The 21,868-nt window shown below is 39.6% G+C and carries 13 protein-coding genes; 8 read left to right on the forward strand and 5 right to left on the reverse strand.

Annotation, left to right across the window (positions count from 1 at the left end; all coding sequences use genetic code 11):
• Positions 1-83: 83 nt before the first annotated feature.
• From ACWATR_RS02790 to ACWATR_RS02810, 5 genes are all read right to left on the reverse strand, one after another.
• Positions 84-3,050: a tetratricopeptide repeat protein gene (locus ACWATR_RS02790; protein WP_460329319.1), complete on the reverse strand. Its 2,967-nt coding sequence runs from the start codon at positions 3,048-3,050 to the stop codon at positions 84-86.
• Positions 3,051-3,478: 428 nt separating this feature from the next.
• Positions 3,479-3,778 (reverse strand): hypothetical protein, encoded by a 300-nt coding sequence (locus tag ACWATR_RS02795; protein WP_460329321.1) that lies wholly within the window; start codon positions 3,776-3,778, stop codon positions 3,479-3,481.
• Positions 3,779-4,242: 464 nt separating this feature from the next.
• Positions 4,243-5,025, reverse strand: coding sequence for a peptidylprolyl isomerase (locus tag ACWATR_RS02800; protein ID WP_460329323.1), 783 nt, complete (start codon positions 5,023-5,025; stop codon positions 4,243-4,245).
• A gap of 71 nt (positions 5,026-5,096) precedes the next feature.
• Positions 5,097-6,644, reverse strand: a complete 1,548-nt coding sequence (locus ACWATR_RS02805) for an HlyD family efflux transporter periplasmic adaptor subunit (protein ID WP_460329324.1) — start codon at positions 6,642-6,644, stop codon at positions 5,097-5,099.
• A gap of 68 nt (positions 6,645-6,712) precedes the next feature.
• Positions 6,713-9,790, reverse strand: coding sequence for a peptidase domain-containing ABC transporter (locus ACWATR_RS02810; RefSeq protein ID WP_460329326.1), 3,078 nt, complete (start codon positions 9,788-9,790; stop codon positions 6,713-6,715).
• 2,771 nt (positions 9,791-12,561) lie between these two features.
• On the opposite strand from ACWATR_RS02810, the gene ACWATR_RS02815 reads away from it, so the two are divergent.
• The 8 genes from ACWATR_RS02815 (at position 12,562) to hppD (ending at position 21,713) form a co-directional block, all read left to right on the forward strand.
• Positions 12,562-13,575, forward strand: a complete 1,014-nt coding sequence (locus ACWATR_RS02815) for a PstS family phosphate ABC transporter substrate-binding protein (RefSeq protein WP_460329328.1) — start codon at positions 12,562-12,564, stop codon at positions 13,573-13,575.
• Positions 13,576-13,686: 111 nt separating this feature from the next.
• Positions 13,687-14,601, forward strand: coding sequence for a phosphate ABC transporter permease subunit PstC (pstC, locus tag ACWATR_RS02820; RefSeq protein WP_460329330.1), 915 nt, complete (start codon positions 13,687-13,689; stop codon positions 14,599-14,601).
• Between the two features lies 1 nt (position 14,602).
• Positions 14,603-15,526 (forward strand): phosphate ABC transporter permease PstA, encoded by a 924-nt coding sequence (gene pstA, locus ACWATR_RS02825; protein ID WP_460329332.1) that lies wholly within the window; start codon positions 14,603-14,605, stop codon positions 15,524-15,526.
• On the forward strand, positions 15,520-16,314 hold the full coding sequence (pstB, locus tag ACWATR_RS02830) for a phosphate ABC transporter ATP-binding protein PstB (RefSeq protein WP_069069879.1): 795 nt from the start codon (positions 15,520-15,522) through the stop codon (positions 16,312-16,314). The genes pstA and pstB overlap by 7 nt, the downstream gene beginning before the upstream one ends.
• A 1,189-nt stretch (positions 16,315-17,503) precedes the next feature.
• Complete coding sequence (locus ACWATR_RS02835) at positions 17,504-18,283, forward strand: phosphate ABC transporter ATP-binding protein (protein WP_460329334.1); 780 nt, start codon at positions 17,504-17,506, stop codon at positions 18,281-18,283.
• Between the two features lie 189 nt (positions 18,284-18,472).
• Positions 18,473-19,765, forward strand: coding sequence for an IS1/IS1595 family N-terminal zinc-binding domain-containing protein (locus tag ACWATR_RS02840; RefSeq protein WP_460329336.1), 1,293 nt, complete (start codon positions 18,473-18,475; stop codon positions 19,763-19,765).
• An 81-nt stretch (positions 19,766-19,846) separates the two neighbouring features.
• A complete protein-coding gene (locus ACWATR_RS02845) occupies positions 19,847-20,551 on the forward strand; it encodes an SDR family oxidoreductase (protein WP_460329338.1) in 705 nt (234 codons plus the stop codon).
• Between the two features lie 106 nt (positions 20,552-20,657).
• Entirely contained in the window at positions 20,658-21,713 is a 1,056-nt protein-coding gene (gene hppD / locus ACWATR_RS02850; RefSeq protein ID WP_460329341.1) for a 4-hydroxyphenylpyruvate dioxygenase, read from the forward strand.
• Positions 21,714-21,868: the final 155 nt, after the last annotated feature.

Here is a 21,868-nt window from a genome sequence, read left to right on the forward strand (position 1 = left end):
GCTGAGTTTGGTAAATCTGTTCTAAATTCATGTTTGCTTCCCCATGTTGAGGATTGAACTTTAAAGCTTTTTGAGGGTTACGCCTACGCTGCTTTTATCTCTCCTTGTTTTTGCAGTACCACCCCTAAGTTATAATGAGCTTCTACCAAATCTGGCTGTAGTGCGATCGCAGCTCGATAGTAAAGAGCAGCAGTTTTCCAATCAGCTGCTTGTTGGCGAGCAATGCCAAACTTATAGTTGAGTTGACCATAGTAAGTTTGTTTCTCGATTGAAAGCTTTCCTTGGGCAAAAAGCGCATTACCTAAATTGACATCTGCTTCTGTGCAGTTGGGTTGAAATTCCAGAGCTTTTTGATAAGATGCGATCGCTTCTTCCCATTTACCTTGTTGTTGCAAGGTATAGCCCAAATTATTGTAAATTGTCCCTGCATCTGGTCGGAGAGCAATAGCTTTTTTGTAAGCTACTTCAGCTTCTGGCAATTGCCCTTGAGTTTGACGAATATTGCCTAAACTAAACCAAATTTTTACAGAGTTAGGCTGAACTTGAGAAGCTACACTCAAGAATTTCTCTGCTTCCTCGAATGCACCTTTCTGTTGTCCCAGCATTCCTAACCCATATAGTGCTTCTGCATAATCTGGCTGTTTGTCGATAATCTGACGATATAAATGTTCTGCTTCATCCAGGCGATTGGCTCGATGATGTTGAACTGCAAGTTTAAAAGCTTCAGTAACATCTTTGGTGTCAAATTTTCTGGATTTATTAACCAGCTGCAAAAGAAAATCTTCCAGCGCTCTGACTGGTTTTAAATCGCCATATAGTTTATGTTTGTTTTCTGCGACTTGCTGGGAGATATATTGACGATATTCAGCATCTTTCCCCAGCCGGATAGCGATTTTTACGTATTCTTCTTTATTGGAGGCGATCGTTTCTTCTATACCCATCATCTTCAAGATGGCCAGAGTATGTCGTCCCCGCATCAGTTCTCCGGGTAAAGTAACAACCGGAATATTGTGGGCAATAGATTCCAAAGTAGAGTTACATCCAGACCAACCAATACTATCCAAAAAGACATCAGCTAAGGCTGTAGTACCAGCAAAAGTCTGACTCTTCATCTGAGGCAAAAATAAACAGTGATTTTGGTAATTCAGCCCTAATTCTTCAAAAGCACGGTTTAAACGCTGGCGAAATACTGCTGTAACTTCTTCACTCTCATGTTTAATAAATACAAACTTAGAATTCCCTAATTCCTTCGCAATTAGGGGAAATACATCATCATGATTGGGCAAGTATTTATACAAAGATTGGCAACACCAGAAGAGAATTTCATCTTCTTTTAAACCTATATCTGCCTTCGTAATTGCTTGCGGTTTAATTGCTAAAGGTGTATAATGAATAGATAAATTTGGTAGTTTAACTAGTTTTTCTGTATAGTGTTCTTGAGCATTTTCTGATTCCATTAAATCACTGCTCAAGTAATAATCAATAGTTGGTAGTCCACTAGTATCAGGATGCCCCCAAGATGTCATTTGAATTGGTGCTAGTCTTAAGCAACCCATTTGTACAGTCATTGGGTCCATTCCAAATTCTGGAAAAATCAGGATGTGTAATTTATCTTCAGTTACCGCATCACACCATTGTTCAATTGAGCGAACGCCTTGAACAAATTTATCCAAAACTTGGGCGGCTTTGATTGTTGAATCATCTTTGGTTGTTCCAGTGTGATAACCAAATAATTCAAATTCACTTCTATCGAGATTTTCTACCCAACCCTTAATAGGGATTTTCCAATTAGAATGATTACAGAAAAATCTAGAGACAATACCAACCCGAACCTTTTCATTTTTATCTAAGTTCGGGAGAACAAGCGGTTTGCTCCATTGGGTATAGCGACTTGACATAATCTGACAAATCATTTGTCCATAAGTTCGCTGTAAATCTCGATCATTTAAGCCTTGATATGCGAGATAAAAAGGCTGTAATGTGCCCACAGCTTCAGATGAATTTGCTCGTTCTTCCTGTTGAGTTAATTTATAGCTTTCAGCTAAATTTTGCAAATGCTGTTGATACTGATTGCGGCTGAATTCAATTTCATCAACACTAGAATATATAATTGGTAGCTGGCTGATACAAATACCCAATTTAGCAGGAGCATAATTTGGGGCAATTTTTAAAGCTTGCTCAAATGCTCTGATTGCTGACTCTAATTTACCGTTTTGTCTGAAAACAGTTCCTAAGTTGTAATGGATGATATTTATATCAGGCTGAAGTTTGATTGCTTCTTGATAAGATTCAATAGCAGCATCAAATTTGTTGAGTTTCTTCCAAATATTTCCCAAATTATTATGGGTTAATGCCAAATCTGGTTTAATATTTAACGCTTTTTTATAAGTTGCTATTGCTTGCTTCAGCTTACCTTTTTGCTGCAAAGTATGCCCTAAGTTGTGATAGGCATAAAAAGAGTCTGGTTGAATTTTTATTGCTTGTTGGTAAGACTTGATGGCATCATCTAACCGTGCTTGTTTTTGAAGCACATCTCCTAAATTATTATGAGCTGATACTAAATCTGGCTGCAATGCAATAGCCTGCCGATAGTATAACTCTGCAATCCTCAAATCACCCGTGTTTTGTCTACCTAAAGCAAATTGCTGATTTAAGTCTGCATAGTAAATTTTTTCCTGCGATGACAGCTTTCCTTGGAGGTGGAGAGCATTACCGAGATTTGCTTGCACTTCTATGCAGTCGGGTAGAAATTCCAGTGCTTTTTGATAGCAAGCGATCGCATCCTCTAGTTTACCTTGCTGTTGTAAACTATACCCTAAGCTGTTGTGTACTGCCGCTACCTCTGGCTGTAATTGTAAGGTTGCTTGAAAAAATGATTCTGCATTTTGATATTCTTTTTGCTGTTGCGCCAGCATACCTAAGCTGTATAGTGCCTCTGCTTGTCTGGGATTTACCTCTATAATTTGACGATAAACCTGTTCGGCTTGGGTGAAGCGCTTGGCTTGGTAATGTTGAACAGCGAGTTCTAGAGACTCAGGAAGTGTAGTCATAACTTATACATCTGATATGTCTTTCTATTGCTACACCCACCAGGAACTTGAGTTTCTGTAACCTATAGCTGAAGTCGGTTTTAACCGATTAAAATTCTGATTTTTAGTATACTAAAATGAATCATCCTCATCTAACCTTCAGGGGTTTACGATCAGGACGCTGTTATAGGGAAGCATCGCACACATAGCTACTACCCTAGAGTTTTAACTCAGGGCGGTCGAACTTTACATACACTATAGGTTGGGTTGAAGACTAAGTTTTGTAAAAATTTGTTGCTGAAACTATTATTTGAAATTAAACAGTGTAATTTAAATGAATACCGAAAGCTCAAATGAGCAGAGAGCTTTCGGTAATTTATGAATCTAGTAGGCTTTCGAGCCGACTCTACTTGCAAGAGTTTATACTCATTGTAAGTGGAGTTTAATTTTTAGTTAGTACCAGATACGCTGAGTGCGTTAGCAGAAGCAACACCATCATTTGTGAAGGTGAAAGCGAAGGTTTCAGCAAAGCTGTTGTTACCCAATGCGGTAGCGCCTGATTCAGAAGTAGCTAGGTTGCCGCTGACGTTAACATCAACATCTACGTTCTTGTCGATATCGATGTTTTCATTGAAATCTACATCGATGTCTACGTCTTTGTCGATGTCGAAATCGCCATAACCGAAACCAAAGCCACCGATAACTTCTTCAGAGGTGATTTCTAAGTAGTTCAAGTCTGCAATAATCATTGATTTTCTCCTGAAATGATGTAAATCTTTTTAGTTTTTTTCGGCTAGCCAAGTTCTTTTTGGCTATGTAATAACTATAGTTGATTTACAGTGAAAGTCAATAGGTTTTTGAAAGTTTTTTAATTAGATTTACTTATAGAAGAAAGATAGATTTAGCCAATAATCATCATATTTAATAATTTGTTTTCTGCTCTAAAAAAGAACAGCAAAATATGGCATTGATCCATTTAATCAATACCAGCAAAAGCTTCTAGAAATTATTCTAATTTCTAGATACATGAATTTTGTAATGCAAAATTTTATTTTTTAAATGACGAAGCTAAAAAACAAGTTAGCTTTTTAGCGCAGCAAATAGGCATTTCAAATATTTTATATTTCTAAGAATTAACCCTAAAAAAGGGAGATTTTCAGCCATAAAAATATTTGACACTTAATTAGCTATTGGGTGTTGGTCAATGACAGACTTAAACTTGCTCTAGTAATTCCTCCTGCGATCGCATATTTGCGTCCGAGTCTAGCCGAGTGACTATTTTCATAGCGTTGATTTGTTGCTTTAACCAACCAGCAAAGGATTCTGTAATGATTTTTTGGCGCAACTGTTCATCTAATTTGGGTTGAATGACTTCTTCCACCCAAATTAAATGCACTCCTTTGGGAGTTGTAATCGGTTTGAGAGCTTCTGGTGGTGCAGCAGCAAATACGGCGGCTGCAATCTCTGGACGAAAATCTTTTCGGTATCGGATTCCCTGATATCCATAAGCACGGCGGACTTCTGGATCTGAGATATATAGACGAGCAATTTCTGGAAAATTGACTTCGCCTTCTTCTAGAGCATAAAAAAGCTCTAAAGCCAAATCTCGATCCTCTAAGACGACTTCATAAGTAACAGCACTGACATAATCTAGTTGACGTTCATAAAAGTGCTTTTCGAGTTGAGCAGAAAATAAATGATTTGCTAACTTCCGCGAAAGGACGTTGTTGTAGGCTAATTCTTCAAACTCATTCACAGACAGGTGGTGTTTTTCTAGCCATGTCCAGGTTTCTTTAGCTCTAACAAGCTTCTTAGCGAACCGTAAGTCATCTCCTTCTTGCTGTAGTTCTTCTGGTGTGACTGTAATTCCTAACTCTTGGGCGGTTTCGGCAATAATGCTTTGCGATGCTATTGCTTCCACTAGATCAGGTATCTGACAAGAGAGTTTGAGACTGTGAATGATATCTGAACTGGAAATGTTTAGATTATGGGGCATAACATGATATCTCCAATAATTAAGGGGATTGGGAATTAGAGAAACTCTTCCTCAGTCCCGATCACTCTGAACTAAATCTCTAAACCGCCTTTTTGCAGTTTCTTGAACGGATCTAGAACAAAGTCAATCACGCGCCGTTGACGAATGATGACATCAGCATTTGCTGTCTGACCGGCACCTAATGGGATACGTTTGTTGCCATTTTCGACATACTGCTGATCTAAGGTGATTTCTAGCTCATAGATTTCGACATTCCCTTGAGGTGTTTGGCTTACTTTTGAGTCAGGAGAAATCCAAGTAACTTTCCCTGCAACAATGCCATATTCTTGGAAGGGATAGGCATCAAACTTGACCTTAACTGGCATTCCTAGCTTCAAGAAACCACTATCTTGATTAGGCATACTTGCTCTGAGTACGAAGTCTGCATTTTGGGGTGCGACTTGGGCAATCCGTTGACCGGGTTGGACTACTGCTCCCGGTTTAGTGGTGGGTAATTCAAAAATCACCCCATCAACCGGCGATCGCACCACTCGTTGCTGCATTTGGAGTCTGATAGATAGAATCTGGCTCTTAGTCTGAGCAACTTCTGATTGCACTGCTGTTATTTGTGTTTGTAGGTCTTTTAGCTGTTCTTGATTTTTCATGACAGCCAGTTTGCCTGCTTGCATCACGCTTTTATAGCTACTTTGTTCCCCTTGCAGCCGGAGTTTTGCTTGTTCGATCTCAGACTCCAATGTATTGATAGTGACTTGATAACGATTTAGTTCTCCTGTTAACTGCAACTGTGCTTGTTTTATATCTGATAAAGACTTGTTGTAGAGTCGTTTGCTTTCTTGTTCTTCTTTTTTGAGTTGATCAATTTGGGTGGCAGAAACTGCACCATCCTGAACGAGCTTACTAAAGCGTTCAACTTGCTTAGAATCTATACTCAAACGAGTTTTAGCCGATTGCTGATCGTTGCGAGTGGTATAAATCTGCTGCTCTGCTTGCTTAACTAATGCTTGTTTTTCTAACTTTTGGAGGTTATAGCTATTTAGTTTGGCGTCAAGGTCTTGCTGTGCCTGGTTCACTTGAGCCATTTTTTCTAATTCTTGGGATTTACTTTGTTGCTCCAAAAGGCTAGTTGACATCAGGAGTTGATTTTTGAGCAGTTCCAGTTGCGATTGCCGATTTTGTAGCCCTTGCAATTTGCTCTGGATTTGTTGCAACTCCGTTTCCAGGACATCAGAATCGAGTTCCAGTAGAACCTGACCGGCTCTGACTGTATCTCCTTCTTTGACCCGAACCGCTTTGACACTCCCACCAGTTTGAGAGTCTAATTTTTGAGTTGCACCTTTAGGTTCTATCCGCCCTCTGGCAGTACCAGTTTCATCTACTCGCGATAGAGTTGCCCAAGGCAAAAATAGACCAGCAAATACTATGAGTAGATACAACAAACCACGAGTCCAAATTCGAGGTAAGGCATCTAGCAATTCTTCAGTACCGTAGTACAAGTCTTGACTGTTACTTTCTGCCTCTGTCTCCTCGTTAACTTCTACAGGTTTTTCTTGCTGTGTGTAACTTTGATACTCATCCCGCTCATCTTGGGGAAGTGGGGATGATCTATTGGGATATGGCATAGTTTTATTTCCAATAAAGGTAGATGGAGTGAAAAAACAAAGTAGTCCCAAGTCCTCAGTTCCTAGACTCAACCGGTTTGAGCAAGTTGTTGGTGATTCAGGTAGTAGTAATGACCTTTTTTGGCGATTAATTCGTCGTGAGTACCGCTTTCTACCAAAACGCCCTGGTCTAAAACTAAGATTAAGTCAGCGTTGCGGACTGTAGAGAGACGATGGGCAATGATTACACTTGTGCGTCCTTGAAGAATTGTTTTCAGGTTGTTTTGAATAATTCGTTCTGATTCGGAATCTAGGTGGCTTGTGGCTTCATCAAACAGCAATAAACGAGGATTTCCGAGCAACGCACGGGCGATCGCTACACGTTGGCGCTGTCCCCCAGAGAGCATACCGCCGCCTTCACCAATTTGGGATTCATAACCCATTGGTAGTTTTTGAATAAATTCATCGGCTCCGGCATATTTTGCTGCTTGGATAATTTCTTCTAAAGAGGCATCTGGATGAGCGATCGCAATGTTTTCACGAATAGTCCCACCAAAGAGAAAAGTATCTTGGTCTACAACGCCGATTTGAGAACGGAGCGATCGCAAGGCAACAGCAGTGATGTCATGATCATCAATCAATACTTTGCCGTCTGTTGGTGGATATAAACCCAAAATCAATTTACTAAGGGTTGTTTTTCCAGAACCACTGCGCCCCACCACTGCAACCATCTGTTCTGGCTGAATCTCAAAGTTGAGATTTTCTAGTACGTTAATCTCACTTTCTGGGTGATAGCGAAAGGTGACATTCTGAAAGCGAATATTACCGTTGAGCTTACCCAAAGTCTTCCGGGGCTTAGTTTCTAAGTCTTCTTCTGGTTCCGCCTCCAACACGTCATTAATGCGTTCAGTGGAAATCACAATTTCCTGTAATTGATTCCACAACATAGACAGCCGTTGAAAAGGACTTAAGACGTTACCCACCAACATATTGAAAGCAACTAATTGTCCAATAGTCAGGTCGCCATTAATTACCTGGGTTGCTCCATACCATAGCAATGCAGTATTGACAAAAGTTTGAATGACGCCACTGATAATTTGCAGGCGATTACCAATTATCTGAGCATTAAAGCCTTTTTTGACCAAATCATTCAGCAGTTCCTCCCAACGCCAGCGCACGGTCTGTTCGATTGCCAGTGAACGGACGGTACGAATTCCGCTGAGGGATTCAATGAGATAGCTTTTTTCTTGAGTACCAGCAGTAAAAATCTCTCTAGACATCCGGCGCAAAATACTTGTGCTAGCCAGCGCCAAGATAAAAAATGGCGGTACTGTACACAATACAAATAATGACATTCGCCAGCTATAGGAAAACATCAAGCTCAGATAAACTACCAATGTCAGCATATCCAGCAAGATGGAGAGTGTCTGACCAGTCAGAAAGCGCTGAATTTTTTGGTTTTCTTGGATGCGCGAGATGATATCTCCAACAAAACGCGACTCGAAATAGGAAAGGGGCAAGCGGTAGGTATGTTTGATAAAACCTACGAGTAAGGAGACACTAATGCGGTTAGCAGTATGAAATAGAAGATATTGCCGTAGGGCGTTGACAGCAACACCAAACAACCCAAAAATAATCATCCCTAAACCAATGGCGTTTAAGGTTGTAACGCTACGCTGCACAAGTACTCGATCGAGCAAAAGCTGGGTGAATACTGGCGTTACCAACCCAAATAATTGGATTAATATCGAAGCTATAAAGATTTCTAGTAGTGCCCGATGGTGAGGTTTAATTAAGTCAAAAAACTTCCAAAAACTTATAGTTTCGTCTTTAGCATCTTTTAAGAGAGCTGTAGGTTGCAGTAACAATGCATAACCACTCCAACCTGCTTGAAATTCAGCTTTTGTCAGGCTGCGTTGACCAAGAGCAGGGTCACATACAATCACCCGCTTTTTGGTGATTTCATAGACAACAATAAAGTGTTTGCCTTCCCAGTGAGCAATTGCAGGTAAAGGTTGTTCTGCCAATTTATCAAGAGTCGCTTTCACCGGACGGGTAGAAAAACCCAGGTTTTCTGCTGTTGCTGCCATGGCCTTTAGGGATGCACCACTGCGGCTAACGTTGGTCATATCCCGGAGGCGATTGATACTAAAATGCTTGCCCCAATACTTACCAACCATCACCAAGCAAGCAGAGCCGCAATCGGCTGCGCTTTGTTGGGCATAAAAGGGATAGCTCTTAGTGAGGCGTTTCCACCAATGCCCCACTTGCACCTTTGGACTGGGAAAATAAAAATTGGATTTTTTTGGCTGTTGTTGTGACTGCTTCTCTCTTTGGGGAAAAGGAATAATTTTGGCTTTTGGAGATTGGTAAGTTTTTTCCCTAGCTCCCAGTCCCAAGTCTCCAGTCCCCAGTCCCCAGTCCCCAGTCCCCAGTCCCCAGTTTCCTAACTCTGGGAGGTATTCTAGTGCTGTTTGCCGCTGGTCGTTTTTCAGAATGTAAGTAATTGTTGGTTGCGTTGTTTGCCAATCACCTTGTTCTGGTTGTGCAAAGATAGTGCCTGGTGTCAAAGAATGGCCTTGAGAATGCCGTAGTTGACCTCTGTACAATAGCCACAACTGGGAATCTTGGGATATTTGTGGACTTATAGAGCCAGGATCTAACTGGTGTCGCTCGAAGAGAGATAAGGCTTTGAGCATCCCTGGAACTTGTGATGTATGACCCGGAAATTGTGAGGTTTGGCGACATAACAATAGCAAATCCCAAAGTTCTGCACGGGCAAATAGGCGATCGCGAATGCTGGGATACTTGTCTATTAATATTTGCAATGCCTCTTGTCTGAAATAGCCAAGTTTTAAGCCTGTCGAAGCTCTGACTACATAAGGACTAAAGTTAGCTTCGGGAAACAGAGTCAGTTCGCCGAAACAAGACCATGCACCAAAGGTAGTGATTAAATTCTCAGAGCTATCTAACAGTCGAACTTTCCCTGTCAGGATAATGTAGATACCAGGATTAGTCTGTGCAGATTGCCAAAACTGCTTTGCTACTGGTGGCTCCACAATCTCCATTTCTGCTAAGAAGTTTTGTAATTCTTTTTCTGAAAGCTTTACACCCAAAGTGTGCAAAAGCTTTTCATCCAGATTTTGCTCAGAAAGCACTGGTGGCATTTTCTCATCTCCACAACAGAATTTAGTTATCAGCCTGAATCAGATACAAAAGTTAATTAAAAATATTTTGGAATGCCGTATTTTCACCGAGGAAACTCCAAACCTCCCTAAAGTAATGTTGGGAGGAAAGAGCAAGGTAAAAACCTTCTCTTAAATACAAGGTATTTTTGTTTGGTGGACAGCCTTTATCGTTGCACCAAGCCAAGTATTAATGTGATCAATGTTGATGTGACAATCACTAATGTGAATGCTCAAGAATTGAGCTAAAGCTTTGTTTAGCTAGACTTAGGCAAACATCAACTAATTGCATCAACATACTCGACACCCTTATAGTTCGCTCATTTCGACAATCAGCGGCGTCTGTAATTGATGATTAAGAGGATTTATCTTCAGAACAAAATTTGGTATATGCAGCGATAGCTATGGAAATTCTTCCAGTTATCAATCACTAACTGTCAAAAATTTTTCCAGATATTGACTGTCAAGAGTTTGTCCTGGCTGAAGATTATTTTTCAGGCTCTTAAACAAGACCTAACTCGGAAATAGCCTTAAAAGACCGATTTCAGGCATTCCTAATTTTTTAACAGCCTTGTCTTGACTAAAATGGTGTGACATAATTGTATAAATTGCATTGAGTCGTAAATTATGGGCAAAGTTAATCCATTGCAGTTGTGTGACCAAAGCCTGACAGCAAAAATACCACAACTACATATCTGATTAACCTTGTAGGGTTAATCAGAGATTTACACAATGTGCAATTAGTGCCCGGTGCTATTCCCCTAGGGTTTTGCGAGTCTAGGGGAGAGCCTCCGGGATAGCCTCAGTTTCAAGGGTGCAGCCTCAATCACTCACTGAAAAGCTAGCTTTGGGTAGGCTACAGGAATTAGAGGACTATAAAAATTCTAAAGCACATCATAATTTTTAGAGATTTTACTAATCAGGAAAAATCTCACTTAAACAAGTATTGTCTAAGTTGGCTTGCAAGATTCTACAGCGAATCTTTTGGCAGCTATGTTTATTATCTTTAAGGGGAACATCTAGCAAAGTCATTTAAGTTTATATCATACCTCCGGTAGTGTCATAAATGCAAGTGATTAAAAAAGATTTGCAAACATCATATTTACATCATGAGACACCATTAGTCTACACCGATCAACTTGGAATTGGAAGAATTTAGTACTTTCTTAATGTATTTTTTTTTTTAAATCACCTAATAGATGATTTCTAGCAGAAAAAATATATTTACAACCATTTATATATGAAAACTTTAAGCAGATAGGCCGTGTAGCATGACGGAAGTGATGGTGGCAGATGTTGTCTGCTTAAGGCATATAGTAAGTTGCTTGAATTAGCAGTGAGGTTAAACACGTTAATACTGTGATCAAGCACACACACTAGTAAATTACCACAACCATAGCACTTTCACCATGTGAGGATATAGCAGAAATGCGTATTGCAGCTTGATATAAGTTGAACAAAATCCCTCATGTTGAAATGAGCCTATAGTTAAAAAAATGAGAAGAAGTCGCAAGTTCGTTTTTTAAAACTCTAGGAATGCGATGCAATCAAGTAAATTACTAAATGCGTAGGAATACGATTTGATTTGGAAAACTTACTTGCGTAGAGAGGGAACTCTTAACAGGAAATAAGGAAATAAGTAAGTCGGCACGATAAAACGTATATATATTGAGTTTTGTTAAAAGTGTGGAATGACCAATTTTTAAACTGTTTTTTGATTTTACATCTCGTCACAATTGTATGCAATTTGGCGATTCGTTAAGTGGGGCGATCGCTGAATCTTCTGGTTTGTCTTGCTCTGTGAAAGCAGTTTGTGTCATACTTACAGAAATTGCTTAATTACTAAATGCCGATTGACTTTTCGTAGTATAAGCTACTTACATAAGGGACTTCCAAATAGAAAAACATCCCAAATTTTCTTGTGGGATGGGTGTCCCCACCATTGGTGTCAACTTAACGCGAAACCGCACGTCCGCCAGCACGTCCGCCAGGGATTGTAAATCCCTGGCGGGTGAACAACACCCAATCAGTACGCTATTTTTGGCAAAAGTAGACACCAGTGGCTTTTCGACCCACCCCACAAAATGGATAATTTATTTCTTGGAAGTCCCTAATGACTGATATCGAGGTCAAAAACTTACGAACAAAAGAAAGCAGGATTTAGGCTACAAGTAGTTGCGATCGCTTAACTCCGATAGAAGCATTTATAAGTTTGCAGGAACATCAATATTTTCGCAGGATGGGATTCAGTAGTAGTAAAGTGAGTTTTGCAGGAGCAAGCAGTGTCAGACACCTTTGTAGCCAAAGGCTTAGAAACAATCTATAGGAATCAGCTTTAATTTTTGAACTTACTTGCTTAAGCAGGCAATAGTCAATAGGCAAGAGGCGATGGGAAAGAAGCATCTTTGAGTTGTACTGAGTTTTTTCAAAAACAAAATATAAGTTTTATAGTACAGAACGACGTAAATCAACCATCCATTTTAAATTACTAAAATAGCAGTTTACATATTTCTTAGATTGATATATTTATATTTGCTGCTTACATAGCTGACTCCGGCTATATTTTTCCCAATAAATGTATCAATTATGATTAACCTTTCATTAACTAAAATTTAACTCATGCATTAACTACTCATGTCATCTTCTTGACTATGGACATTCCGTTTATTCACTAAACTTTTAACTTGAAAAAGTAGTTATTTATTGAGGTGAATTAGCGGAAATTCAATGTCCAACAAACTAGGAATTTTGTTATGAACAAGATGAACTTTAAGCTTAACAGCCTGACAGTATTAGGTCTAGTCTCAATAGTAACCGCCACATTTGGTCTATCAATATCTGCGGTTCATTCCCAAAGCGTCAGCACAGTTACAGTTGATGGTTCTAGCACCGTTTTCCCAATTACGGAAGCAGCAGCAGAAGACTTCCAAAAAGCGCAAAGCGGTAGAGTGAGAGTTACAGTAGGCGTTTCTGGTACTGGCGGCGGCTTCAAAAAGTTCTGTCGTGGCGAGACAGACATCTCTGGTGCATCTCGGCCCATCCTACAAAAAGAAATCGATGCTTGCAAAGCTGCGGGCATTCGTTATGTTGAACTACCAGTAGCTTATGATGCTTTAACAGTGGTGGTTCACCCCCAAAATTCCTGGGCAAAAAATCTTACAGTCGCCGAATTGAAGAAAATTTGGGAACCTGGGGCACAGGGCAAGGTCAACAACTGGAATCAGATTCGTAACGGATTCCCCAATGCACCTCTGAAATTGTTTGGCCCTGGTGCAAACTCTGGAACTTTTGACTACTTTACCGAAGCTGTTGTTGGCAAATCGAAGTCTAGCCGGGGTGACTTTACTGCTAGCGAAGATGACAACGTACTTGTACAAGGTGTTAGCCGTGATAAGAACGCCCTTGGTTACTTCGGTTATGCTTATTACGCAGAAAACAAAAATAAACTGAAGGCAGTGCCAGTTAACGGCATATTACCCTCGGAAACAACAGTTAAAAATGGCACTTATAGTCCGCTATCTCGTCCCATTTTTATCTATGTTAGTTCCAAGTCTATTGACAAGCCACAAGTCAAGCAGTTTGTGCAATTTTACTTGCAAAATGCAGCTAAGTTTTCTCAAGAAGTAAAATACGTTCCCCTGCCAGCGTCAGCATACACTACCGCCCAGAATCACTTCAATAAGAAGAGATATGGCACTATTTTTGGTGGTCAAGAATCAGTTGGGTTGAAAATTGAAGAACTATTAAGTCGTGAAGCTAAAGAATAAGCCTGATTGTGAATTTTGAATTAGTTCAAAATCTGCAATTCATCAAAGGGAGGTGTAGTACCTCTCTTTGTCTATTTAAATTTATCATCCAAAGAGCGATCGCATCCCAGCATGAGTAGTGTAAAACAAACTCAACTTTCTCGAAAGCTAGTGCGTGATTTACAAGAACGGGCAATAGAGTCTGTCTTGTTTCTAGCGGCACTTTCCTCTGTGGCAACAACACTAGCCATTATCGGTATCTTATTTTACGAATCTATTCTATTTTTTCAAAAAGTATCTTTATGGAAATTCCTTACAGATACTCAATGGACACCGTTATTTGATGATAAGCATTACGGTATTTTGCCCCTGGTGACAGGAACATTAGTCACTACATTTGTTGCTTTATTAGTGGCAGTACCACTAGGTACAATTATTGCTATTTACTTGAGTGAATTTGCTTCACCCATCATTCGGGAAATTGTCAAGCCAGCTTTAGAATTGTTGGCGGGTATTCCTACAGTAGTTTACGGTTATTTTGCGCTCTTATTTCTCACACCATTGTTGCAGGTAATTTTGCCAGATTTACCTGGTTTTAGTATGTTAAGTGCGGGACTCGTCATCGGTATTATGATTATTCCTTATGTCAGTTCCCTGAGTGAAGATGCCATGCGTACAGTACCCGCACATATACGCGAGGCTTCTTATGCAATGGGGGCTACCCGTTTCCAGACAGCTTTGCGAGTCGTATTACCAGCTTCTATTTCTGGCATCTCTGCGGCTTACATTTTGGGGATTTCTCGTGCGATCGGTGAAACGATGATAGTGGCTATTGCTGCGGGTGGACAACCCAACTTGACCCTTAACCCGATGGAACCAGCCGCTACAATGACAGCCTACATTGTATCAGTGAGTCTCGGCGACCTACCTCATGGCAGCCTGGAATATCAGACCATCTTTGCAGTTGGACTGACGTTAGTGCTAATGACTTTAGTCTTCAACATCATTGGTCATTTTCTCACCAAGCGCTATCGAGAAATTTATTGATATGACAACTCTTAATATTCAAGAAGTCCGTAAGACTATTAGCCGGAATAAGCGATCGCAATATATTTTCAACATTATTGGCATCTTGTCAATGCTGTTTGGTATTGTCACATTACTGGCATTATTGTTTGATTTAATTACCGATGGTTTCCCACGTCTTTCATCGCAATTTTTAACTTCGTTTCCTAGTCGCAGGGCGGAAGAAGCAGGCATTCTCTCAGCTTGGATGGGAACGCTCTTAGTAATGTTTGTAACGTCTTTAGTAGCCATACCCATTGGTATAGCATCAGGTATTTACTTAGAAGAGTATGCCCGAAAAAATTGGTTGTCTGATGTAATTGAAATTAATGTCACCAACTTAGCTGGTGTTCCGTCGATTATTTACGGACTTTTGGCTTTGGGCGTATTTGTTTATGGGTTCAATTTCGGTCGAAGTATTATTACCGCTGGGTTTACCTTGGCGTTATTGGTTTTGCCAGTGGTAATCGTTTCTACCCGTGAAGCTCTGCGTGCTATACCGAATAGTATCCGCGAAGCTGCTTATGCAACAGGGGCTTCTAAGTGGCAAATGATTTGGGATCATATTTTGCCTTACTCAACAGGCACAATTCTCACTGGGATTATTGTTGCCTTGGCACGAGCTATTGGTGAAACTGCACCCTTAATTACTATTGGTGCGCTGACATTTATAGCCTTCTTGCCAGAACCACCAATTACTGGGCAGTTTCCTTACATCTCATTCTCTTGGTTACTCGCTCCGTTTACAGTTATGCCCATTCAAATGTTCGATTGGGTATCTCGTCCCCAAGCTGAGTTTCAGGTGAATGCAGCAGCAGCAGGTATTGTTCTAATTGCCATTACTTTGGCTATGAACGCTGTAGCAATTTATATCCGCTATCGTTTACGCAAAAAAATCAAATGGTAGAAATTGCATCATCAACCTTAGAAAAATCCATCAAAGCTTCGGTCAATTATCTAAATTTCTACTACGGTGGAACAGTCCACGCTCTCAAAGACATTAATATGTCAGTGGGTGAAAAACAAGTAACGGCACTGATTGGGCCTTCTGGATGTGGTAAAACCACCCTGTTACGTTGTTTTAATCGAATGCACGACCTTTACCCTGGAAATAGCTATAAGGGGGAAATCACTCTTGAGCCAGATGGGATTAACCTGCTCAGTAATAAAGTTGACCCAATTGAGGTACGGATGCGGATTAGTATGGTGTTTCAAAGACCTAATCCCTTTCCTAAGTCCATTTATGAAAATGTAGCTTACGGTTTGAAGGTGCGGGGTGAATCGAAACGTGCAATCCTTGATGAAAAAGTAGAGAAAGCTTTGCATGAAGCAGCTTTGTGGAATGAAGTCAAGGATCGCTTGAATGATTTAGCTTTTAACCTTTCTGGTGGTCAACAGCAGCGGTTGTGTATCGCCCGCGCTTTGGCGACTGACCCTGAGATTGTTCTATTTGATGAGCCGACATCAGCCTTAGACCCCATAGCTACCGCCAGCATTGAAGAGTTGATCGATCAATTGAAAGAAACGGTGACGATTTTGATTGTCACTCACAATATGCAGCAGGCCGCTCGTGTTTCTGATTACACTGCGTTTATGTATTTAGGTGAGTTGGTGGAATTTGATCGGACAGAAAAGATTTTTAATCACCCCTTGAAGCAACAAACGGCAGACTATGTGAATGGTCGTTTTGGATAAGAATATTTTATAGAAAACTCAAAGCTTGCTATATCTGGTTTCTCGCCCCTTCAAGCGATGTATGGGTTGGACAGAGCGATCGCACTTTGCGAAAATAGAACAAGTTCAGCTAAGAATGATAATCACTTAAAAGTTGCGATAAAGCGCTTGGCATCAACAGGCGCTTTATTTTTTTATTTTCGTAGTAAATTTAATGATGATTAAAGTTTTTAGGTATAGCAATTGCCAGCTAGGTTCGGAGCTAAACTTATGCTAAAACCTCGACACAAAGAGATTTTCAAGCCTATTGCCTGTCCCCTGCTATTTTTAGTGAGTCTGTGGGGCTGAAGATATAACAAAAAATCTTAAAACATAGACTATACAAGCATTTTCAACCCACATTCAGTACTTTGAACTTTCACAGTTCCTACGATGGTAGTAAACTAGTACACTGTAGCGGAATTCTATCTTAGCTTTATTCAACAAGGGAATTTTGCCAATTCCGAGATTTAGTTTAACCCAGACATAGCTTCCAAAAACCGAAAATAGTTGTTGAATTTGACATATTTTTCTATATCATCTTGAATAAAAAGCACCTAAAAATTAATTGATCAAGTTATTTTATCTAAACCAAATCGGCAAATTATAGCAGTTAAGCCACTATTTTTAATTAGAAGAAAATACGCTCTCTAAATATTGTCAAAACTTTTCAACTTGAACTATAACAGCAGAAAAATATAATTTAAAATATCATGATTGTTGAGGCATTTTTTAGCGACTAATCTTTTTAATGATGAGGTACTAATCTAATGATTCAATTAAGTAGGATTACAAAGAGCAAAAATTATAAAAATGAAATACAATTTTGCTTTTTAAAATACCCTTTGCTTTTTACTGATCATATTTTTATCAATTTGTCAGAAAGGTTAAGTCATGAAGATATGACGAGTCAGGGCAAGCAATCTTTCTACTTTCCCCCTTAACTAAGAGGTATTAGTAAATGTGTAGAAAGTGGTAGAAAATGTCTGTAAAAAATCAATTTTGGGACGCAGCCTTATATAAATATCTACTAACCACTTATCTGCTGGATGACTACTGTATAGCTACGTAATTTCCATGAATATCTCATTTTGGGAGTAACATAGTGAAACAGCATTGCTGATTTGTACTGTTTTACTGAATCAAGTTTTGTTTCACACGTTTTGGGAATATGAGTAAACTAATTCCAGCCATCAGAGTCAAAAACTTCAGCTTCTATTACGACACTCAAAAGATAGTTGAAGGCGTGTCAATGGATATTTACCAAAACCAAGTCACGGCAATTATTGGTTCTAGTGGTTGTGGCAAGTCTACTTTTCTTAAATCGTTAAATCGCATGACTGAATTAGAAGGAGATGTGAAGGTTGAAGGAAGAGTAGAATTTTACGGACAAAGTATTTATGAGCGTCGTGTCAACATCAATCGCTTACGTCGCCAAGTGAGTATGGTTTTTCCCAAGCCAAATCTTTTTCCCATGAGCGTTTACGATAATGTAGCTTATGGCGTGAAATTAGTTGGATGGCATCCGAAAGTAGAATTAGATGGGATTGTTGAATCTGCCATCAAAGCTGCCGAACTTTGGGATGAAGTGAAAAATAAGCTGCATAAATCTGCTTTAGAGCTTTCAGGTGGTCAACAACAAAGATTATGTATTGCCCGTGCTTTAGCAGTCAAACCGAATGTTTTATTGATGGATGAACCTTGTTCAGGTCTTGATCCTGCTGGTAGTACAAAAATTGAGCATTTGATCCATAACTTACGCTCTGAGTTGACAATTGTGATTGTTACTCACAATTTGCAGCAAGTTACTCGTCTATCTGATTTTACGGCTTTCTTTTATAACAATGAAAATCGTATTACTCAAATGGTTGAATTTGGTACTACACATAAAATCTTTACTAACCCTGTGGATTGTCGCACTCGTGACTATGTTTTCGCCCGCGTTAGTTGAAGTATTTCTTAAATTCTAGCTATTCAGAGAGCTATGAAATAGTACAAGCAAGCAAAAATGAGGATTAAATTTAATTTCCGCTTGCTTTGAGTTTTTCTTGTGTTGAGCAATATGAACTGACGTTGACAGTCTTTTTTTATACTATATACTTAAAGACAGGTATCTTTTTTAGACCACCTGAATCACAAAATGAAATGTCCTCTGTGCGAATCTACTTCATATTATAAAAATGGTCGTCACAATGACAAGCAGAGTTACCTCTGCAAAAATTGTGGTAAACAATTCCTTGAGCCTGCATTTCCTCATTCCTTGGAAAGTGACTTGCTTGCTAACAGCAATGGTCATACTAAAGTATCTATGGCTAAAGAGACAGAACTTTCTTTAGTAAAAAACCTGCCAGAAGAAAAAACTACAGAGAAAGGTCTTGGTTCTTTTAATTTTATATTAGCTGAAGAACTGCTGCAAACTATATTATCGTCTAATTGGCTAGAATCTGCTGTGTTCAGCCAATTGATCCTGAAAAATCAGCAAAAGGATGAAATTAAACAGAAGTTACAAACAGGAATCTCTCTTCTACTTTTGGATGCAGAAAACTTAAAATTAGATATTAATTCTGAATTATTTTTAGCTAGTATTTGTGAGTATCCTCTCCAAGTTAAAATTGCATTTGCTAACTGGAGAAATCCCAGTATTGGGAAGCAAGATATTGAACTATATAACCGTGGTTATCAACTTGTCCATGTACCTGAAGGTAAAAATAGTGCTGATGCAAAAATGATTGCATTCGGTGCTTGTATTTTACGCTCTTATCCAACAGTTAAAGAAATATTAGTCTGTTCTAGCGATGGAATTTTAATTCACCTCTGTAACGAACTCCAAAACCAAGGATTGATTGTCTATTGGGTACGTAGGCAAGGGCAAAGTTTGCACATAGACAACCGAAATAGTGGCAAGATTACTGATTATTCACTATCAATGGCAACAGAAGTTCCATCCTTGGAAAAAGTAAAAGTTGTTGAGACAATTCAAGATGTAATTAAAAGTGAACAGGAATTAATCAATGCCCAATTAAACAGGCTAGTAGATGTTGCGACGTTATTTCAAGAAAAATGTGATATCAATATTCAAAATAATTCGAGTCAACCAGAAAATGATAAATTAATTTCTGTCTTAGATAACTCTTTTACAGAATCTATTGAAGAAGTAAAAAAAGAAGCTTTTGCGACAGTTACTAATGAAAAAGCATTAGATAAATTACTATTAAAAGTTATTCAAGATACACAAAGAAAATCTCCTAAAACTAAATTATCTGTGTCTAGGCTAGGCTCAGAGTTACGAAAAATCACCGGAAAATCACCCAATTCAATTATTCAAGAATTAAACTTAGGTTCTAGTTTTCTTAAATATCTAAAATCGTCTCCCACATTTACATTAAAAGCAAATGGCAAGGAATACGAGGTAACAGCAGTACTCTGCGAGTAAATACTTTCTGGATGTCTACGTACAATCTGAGCCTGTAATTCAGTATTATGTAAAAAGATGTAAAGAAATGTAAATAATACGATGCAAGATAAAGTCGTTGTTATTGTCGGTGCTACTGGTGGTATTGGTTCAGCTTTAACACACAAACTTGCGCCTACGGGAGTCCGGTTAGTACTGGCTGCGAGAGATGCGGTTCGTTTAACAACACTGGCAAATGATTTACCAGGGCAAGTTTTGACCATTCCTACTGATATTACTGATCCCCAACAGGTAGATACTTTGATAGAAAAGACCATCGCTGAGTTTGGTCAAATCGATATTTTAGTTAATGCAGCTGGTGCTGGTATACTCAAGCCCTACAACAGCCTGGAACCCGCTGATTTAGACAAGATGTTAGATGTCAACTTAAAAGGCAGCTTTTACACCACTCAGGCGGCTGCTGAAGAGATGCAAAAGCGCAAGTCTGGTCACATTTGTAATGTGGTGGGAATTTTAGGCAAGCATTCGATGGGAATGGCAGCGGCTTATTCTGCTTCTAAGTTTGGTGTTGTCGGTTTTAGCAAGTGCATGGCAGAGGAACTCAAACGTTTTGGTATCAAGTTCACGCTATTCTACTTTGGTGGGGTAGATTCTCCTTTTTGGGATAACGTCAACCTAAAAGTAGACCGAAAAAAAATGCTCAGTGCTGAAACTGCTGCCAATGCTATTTTCTTTGCCCTTTCTGCCGAACCGCAAGCTGTGCCAATGGAAATTAACATTCAACCTGATAGTCATCTGTTCTTTTAAAGGAGGAGTGCGCCTACATATTTCTTGCTTAGGAAAGACGTGAAAATCTAGCAAAAAAGGCAAAATTTACAGATATATAAACTTTTATGCTGGATTTTCAGTATCTATGAAAATTGATCACGTTCATTTCTATGTAGAAGATGCCAAAGTATGGCGGGATTGGTTTGTACACCATCTTGGTTTTCAACCAGTAGCCGATCGCATCAGTTCATTTCACACTTCTACAGAAGTGGTGCAAAGTGGTGCTGTCTGCTTTTTTCTATCTTCACCACTGTTACCCACAAGTCCGGTAGCTGAGTTTCTGCGTCAATATCCACCTGGTGTGGCAGATGTCGCTTTTGCTGTGGAAGATGTAGAAACTGCGATCGCACTAGCTCAAAAACACGGTGCTACAATCCTACAACCCGTCCAGGAACGCCAGGTGGGTACGGCATTCCTCAAATGTGGCAAAATTGCCGCCTGGGGTGGACTTACTCATACGTTGATAGAAAGGTCATTAGTTTTTGACAAAGGACAAAAGACAAATGACAACACTTTTACCGCCATAGATCACGTAGTGCTGAATGTGGCAGTTGGTGAATTAGAGCGTGCTGTGGCTTGGTACGAAAACATCCTAGATTTTCAACCCCAGCAAGCATTTAAAATTAAAACCAATCGTTCAGCTTTACACAGCCAGGTGATGATTTCGCGTAACGGTAGCGTCCAATTGCCAATTAATGAGCCGGCTTCCAGAAATTCTCAAATTCAGGAATTTCTAGATGTCAACCAGGGCGCAGGAATTCAGCATATTGCCTTACGGACGACTAATCTTGTAAGTGCGATCGCTAAATTTCGTGCCAGTGGTTTATCCTTACTCTCAGTTCCCCAAACCTACTATTCACAGCTAAAACAGCGTCCAGGACTGACACTATCACCTCTAGAACTAGAAGCGATCGCCCAACAAGAAATTCTCGTGGACTGGCAAGAATATACTCCTTTAGAGGGAGGAAATTCCGCACCCTTGTTACTGCAAATTTTTACCCAGCCAATTTTTGAGCAGCCAACATTTTTCTTTGAATTTATTGAGCGCCGTTTCCAAGCTCAAGGCTTTGGGGAAGGAAACTTTCGCGCTTTATTTGAAGCCATTGAAAGCGAACAAATCAAACGCGGTACTTTGCAATAACTACTTCTAAGCTAAAATAACCGAATTAAACATAACTCTAGTGGGGTGTGCATCTTACCCGCTCTAATTATGCAAGTTATACCAATTTTAAAAAAGAACGCGACAACATAGACCATTTTGTAGAGACGCGATGAATCGCGTCTTCACCCAAGGAT

It is taken from the genome of Nostoc sp. UIC 10890, assembly GCF_054786515.1.

Bases quoted from the DNA above. Each gene is read 5' to 3' on its own strand.
- ACWATR_RS02835 (WP_460329334.1), top strand. From the start codon at position 17,504: ATGAGTAAACTAATTCCAGCCATCAGAGTCAAAAACTTCAGCTTCTAT.
- pstC (WP_460329330.1), top strand. From the start codon at position 13,687: ATGAGTAGTGTAAAACAAACTCAACTTTCTCGAAAGCTAGTGCGTGAT.
- ACWATR_RS02810 (WP_460329326.1), bottom strand. From the start codon at position 9,790: ATGCCACCAGTGCTTTCTGAGCAAAATCTGGATGAAAAGCTTTTGCAC.
- ACWATR_RS02800 (WP_460329323.1), bottom strand. From the start codon at position 5,025: ATGCCCCATAATCTAAACATTTCCAGTTCAGATATCATTCACAGTCTC.
- ACWATR_RS02840 (WP_460329336.1), top strand. From the start codon at position 18,473: ATGAAATGTCCTCTGTGCGAATCTACTTCATATTATAAAAATGGTCGT.
- ACWATR_RS02795 (WP_460329321.1), bottom strand. From the start codon at position 3,778: ATGATTATTGCAGACTTGAACTACTTAGAAATCACCTCTGAAGAAGTT.
- hppD (WP_460329341.1), top strand. From the start codon at position 20,658: ATGAAAATTGATCACGTTCATTTCTATGTAGAAGATGCCAAAGTATGG.
- pstA (WP_460329332.1), top strand. From the start codon at position 14,603: ATGACAACTCTTAATATTCAAGAAGTCCGTAAGACTATTAGCCGGAAT.
- ACWATR_RS02845 (WP_460329338.1), top strand. From the start codon at position 19,847: ATGCAAGATAAAGTCGTTGTTATTGTCGGTGCTACTGGTGGTATTGGT.
- ACWATR_RS02790 (WP_460329319.1), bottom strand. From the start codon at position 3,050: ATGACTACACTTCCTGAGTCTCTAGAACTCGCTGTTCAACATTACCAA.
- pstB (WP_069069879.1), top strand. From the start codon at position 15,520: ATGGTAGAAATTGCATCATCAACCTTAGAAAAATCCATCAAAGCTTCG.
- ACWATR_RS02805 (WP_460329324.1), bottom strand. From the start codon at position 6,644: ATGCCATATCCCAATAGATCATCCCCACTTCCCCAAGATGAGCGGGAT.
- ACWATR_RS02815 (WP_460329328.1), top strand. From the start codon at position 12,562: ATGAACAAGATGAACTTTAAGCTTAACAGCCTGACAGTATTAGGTCTA.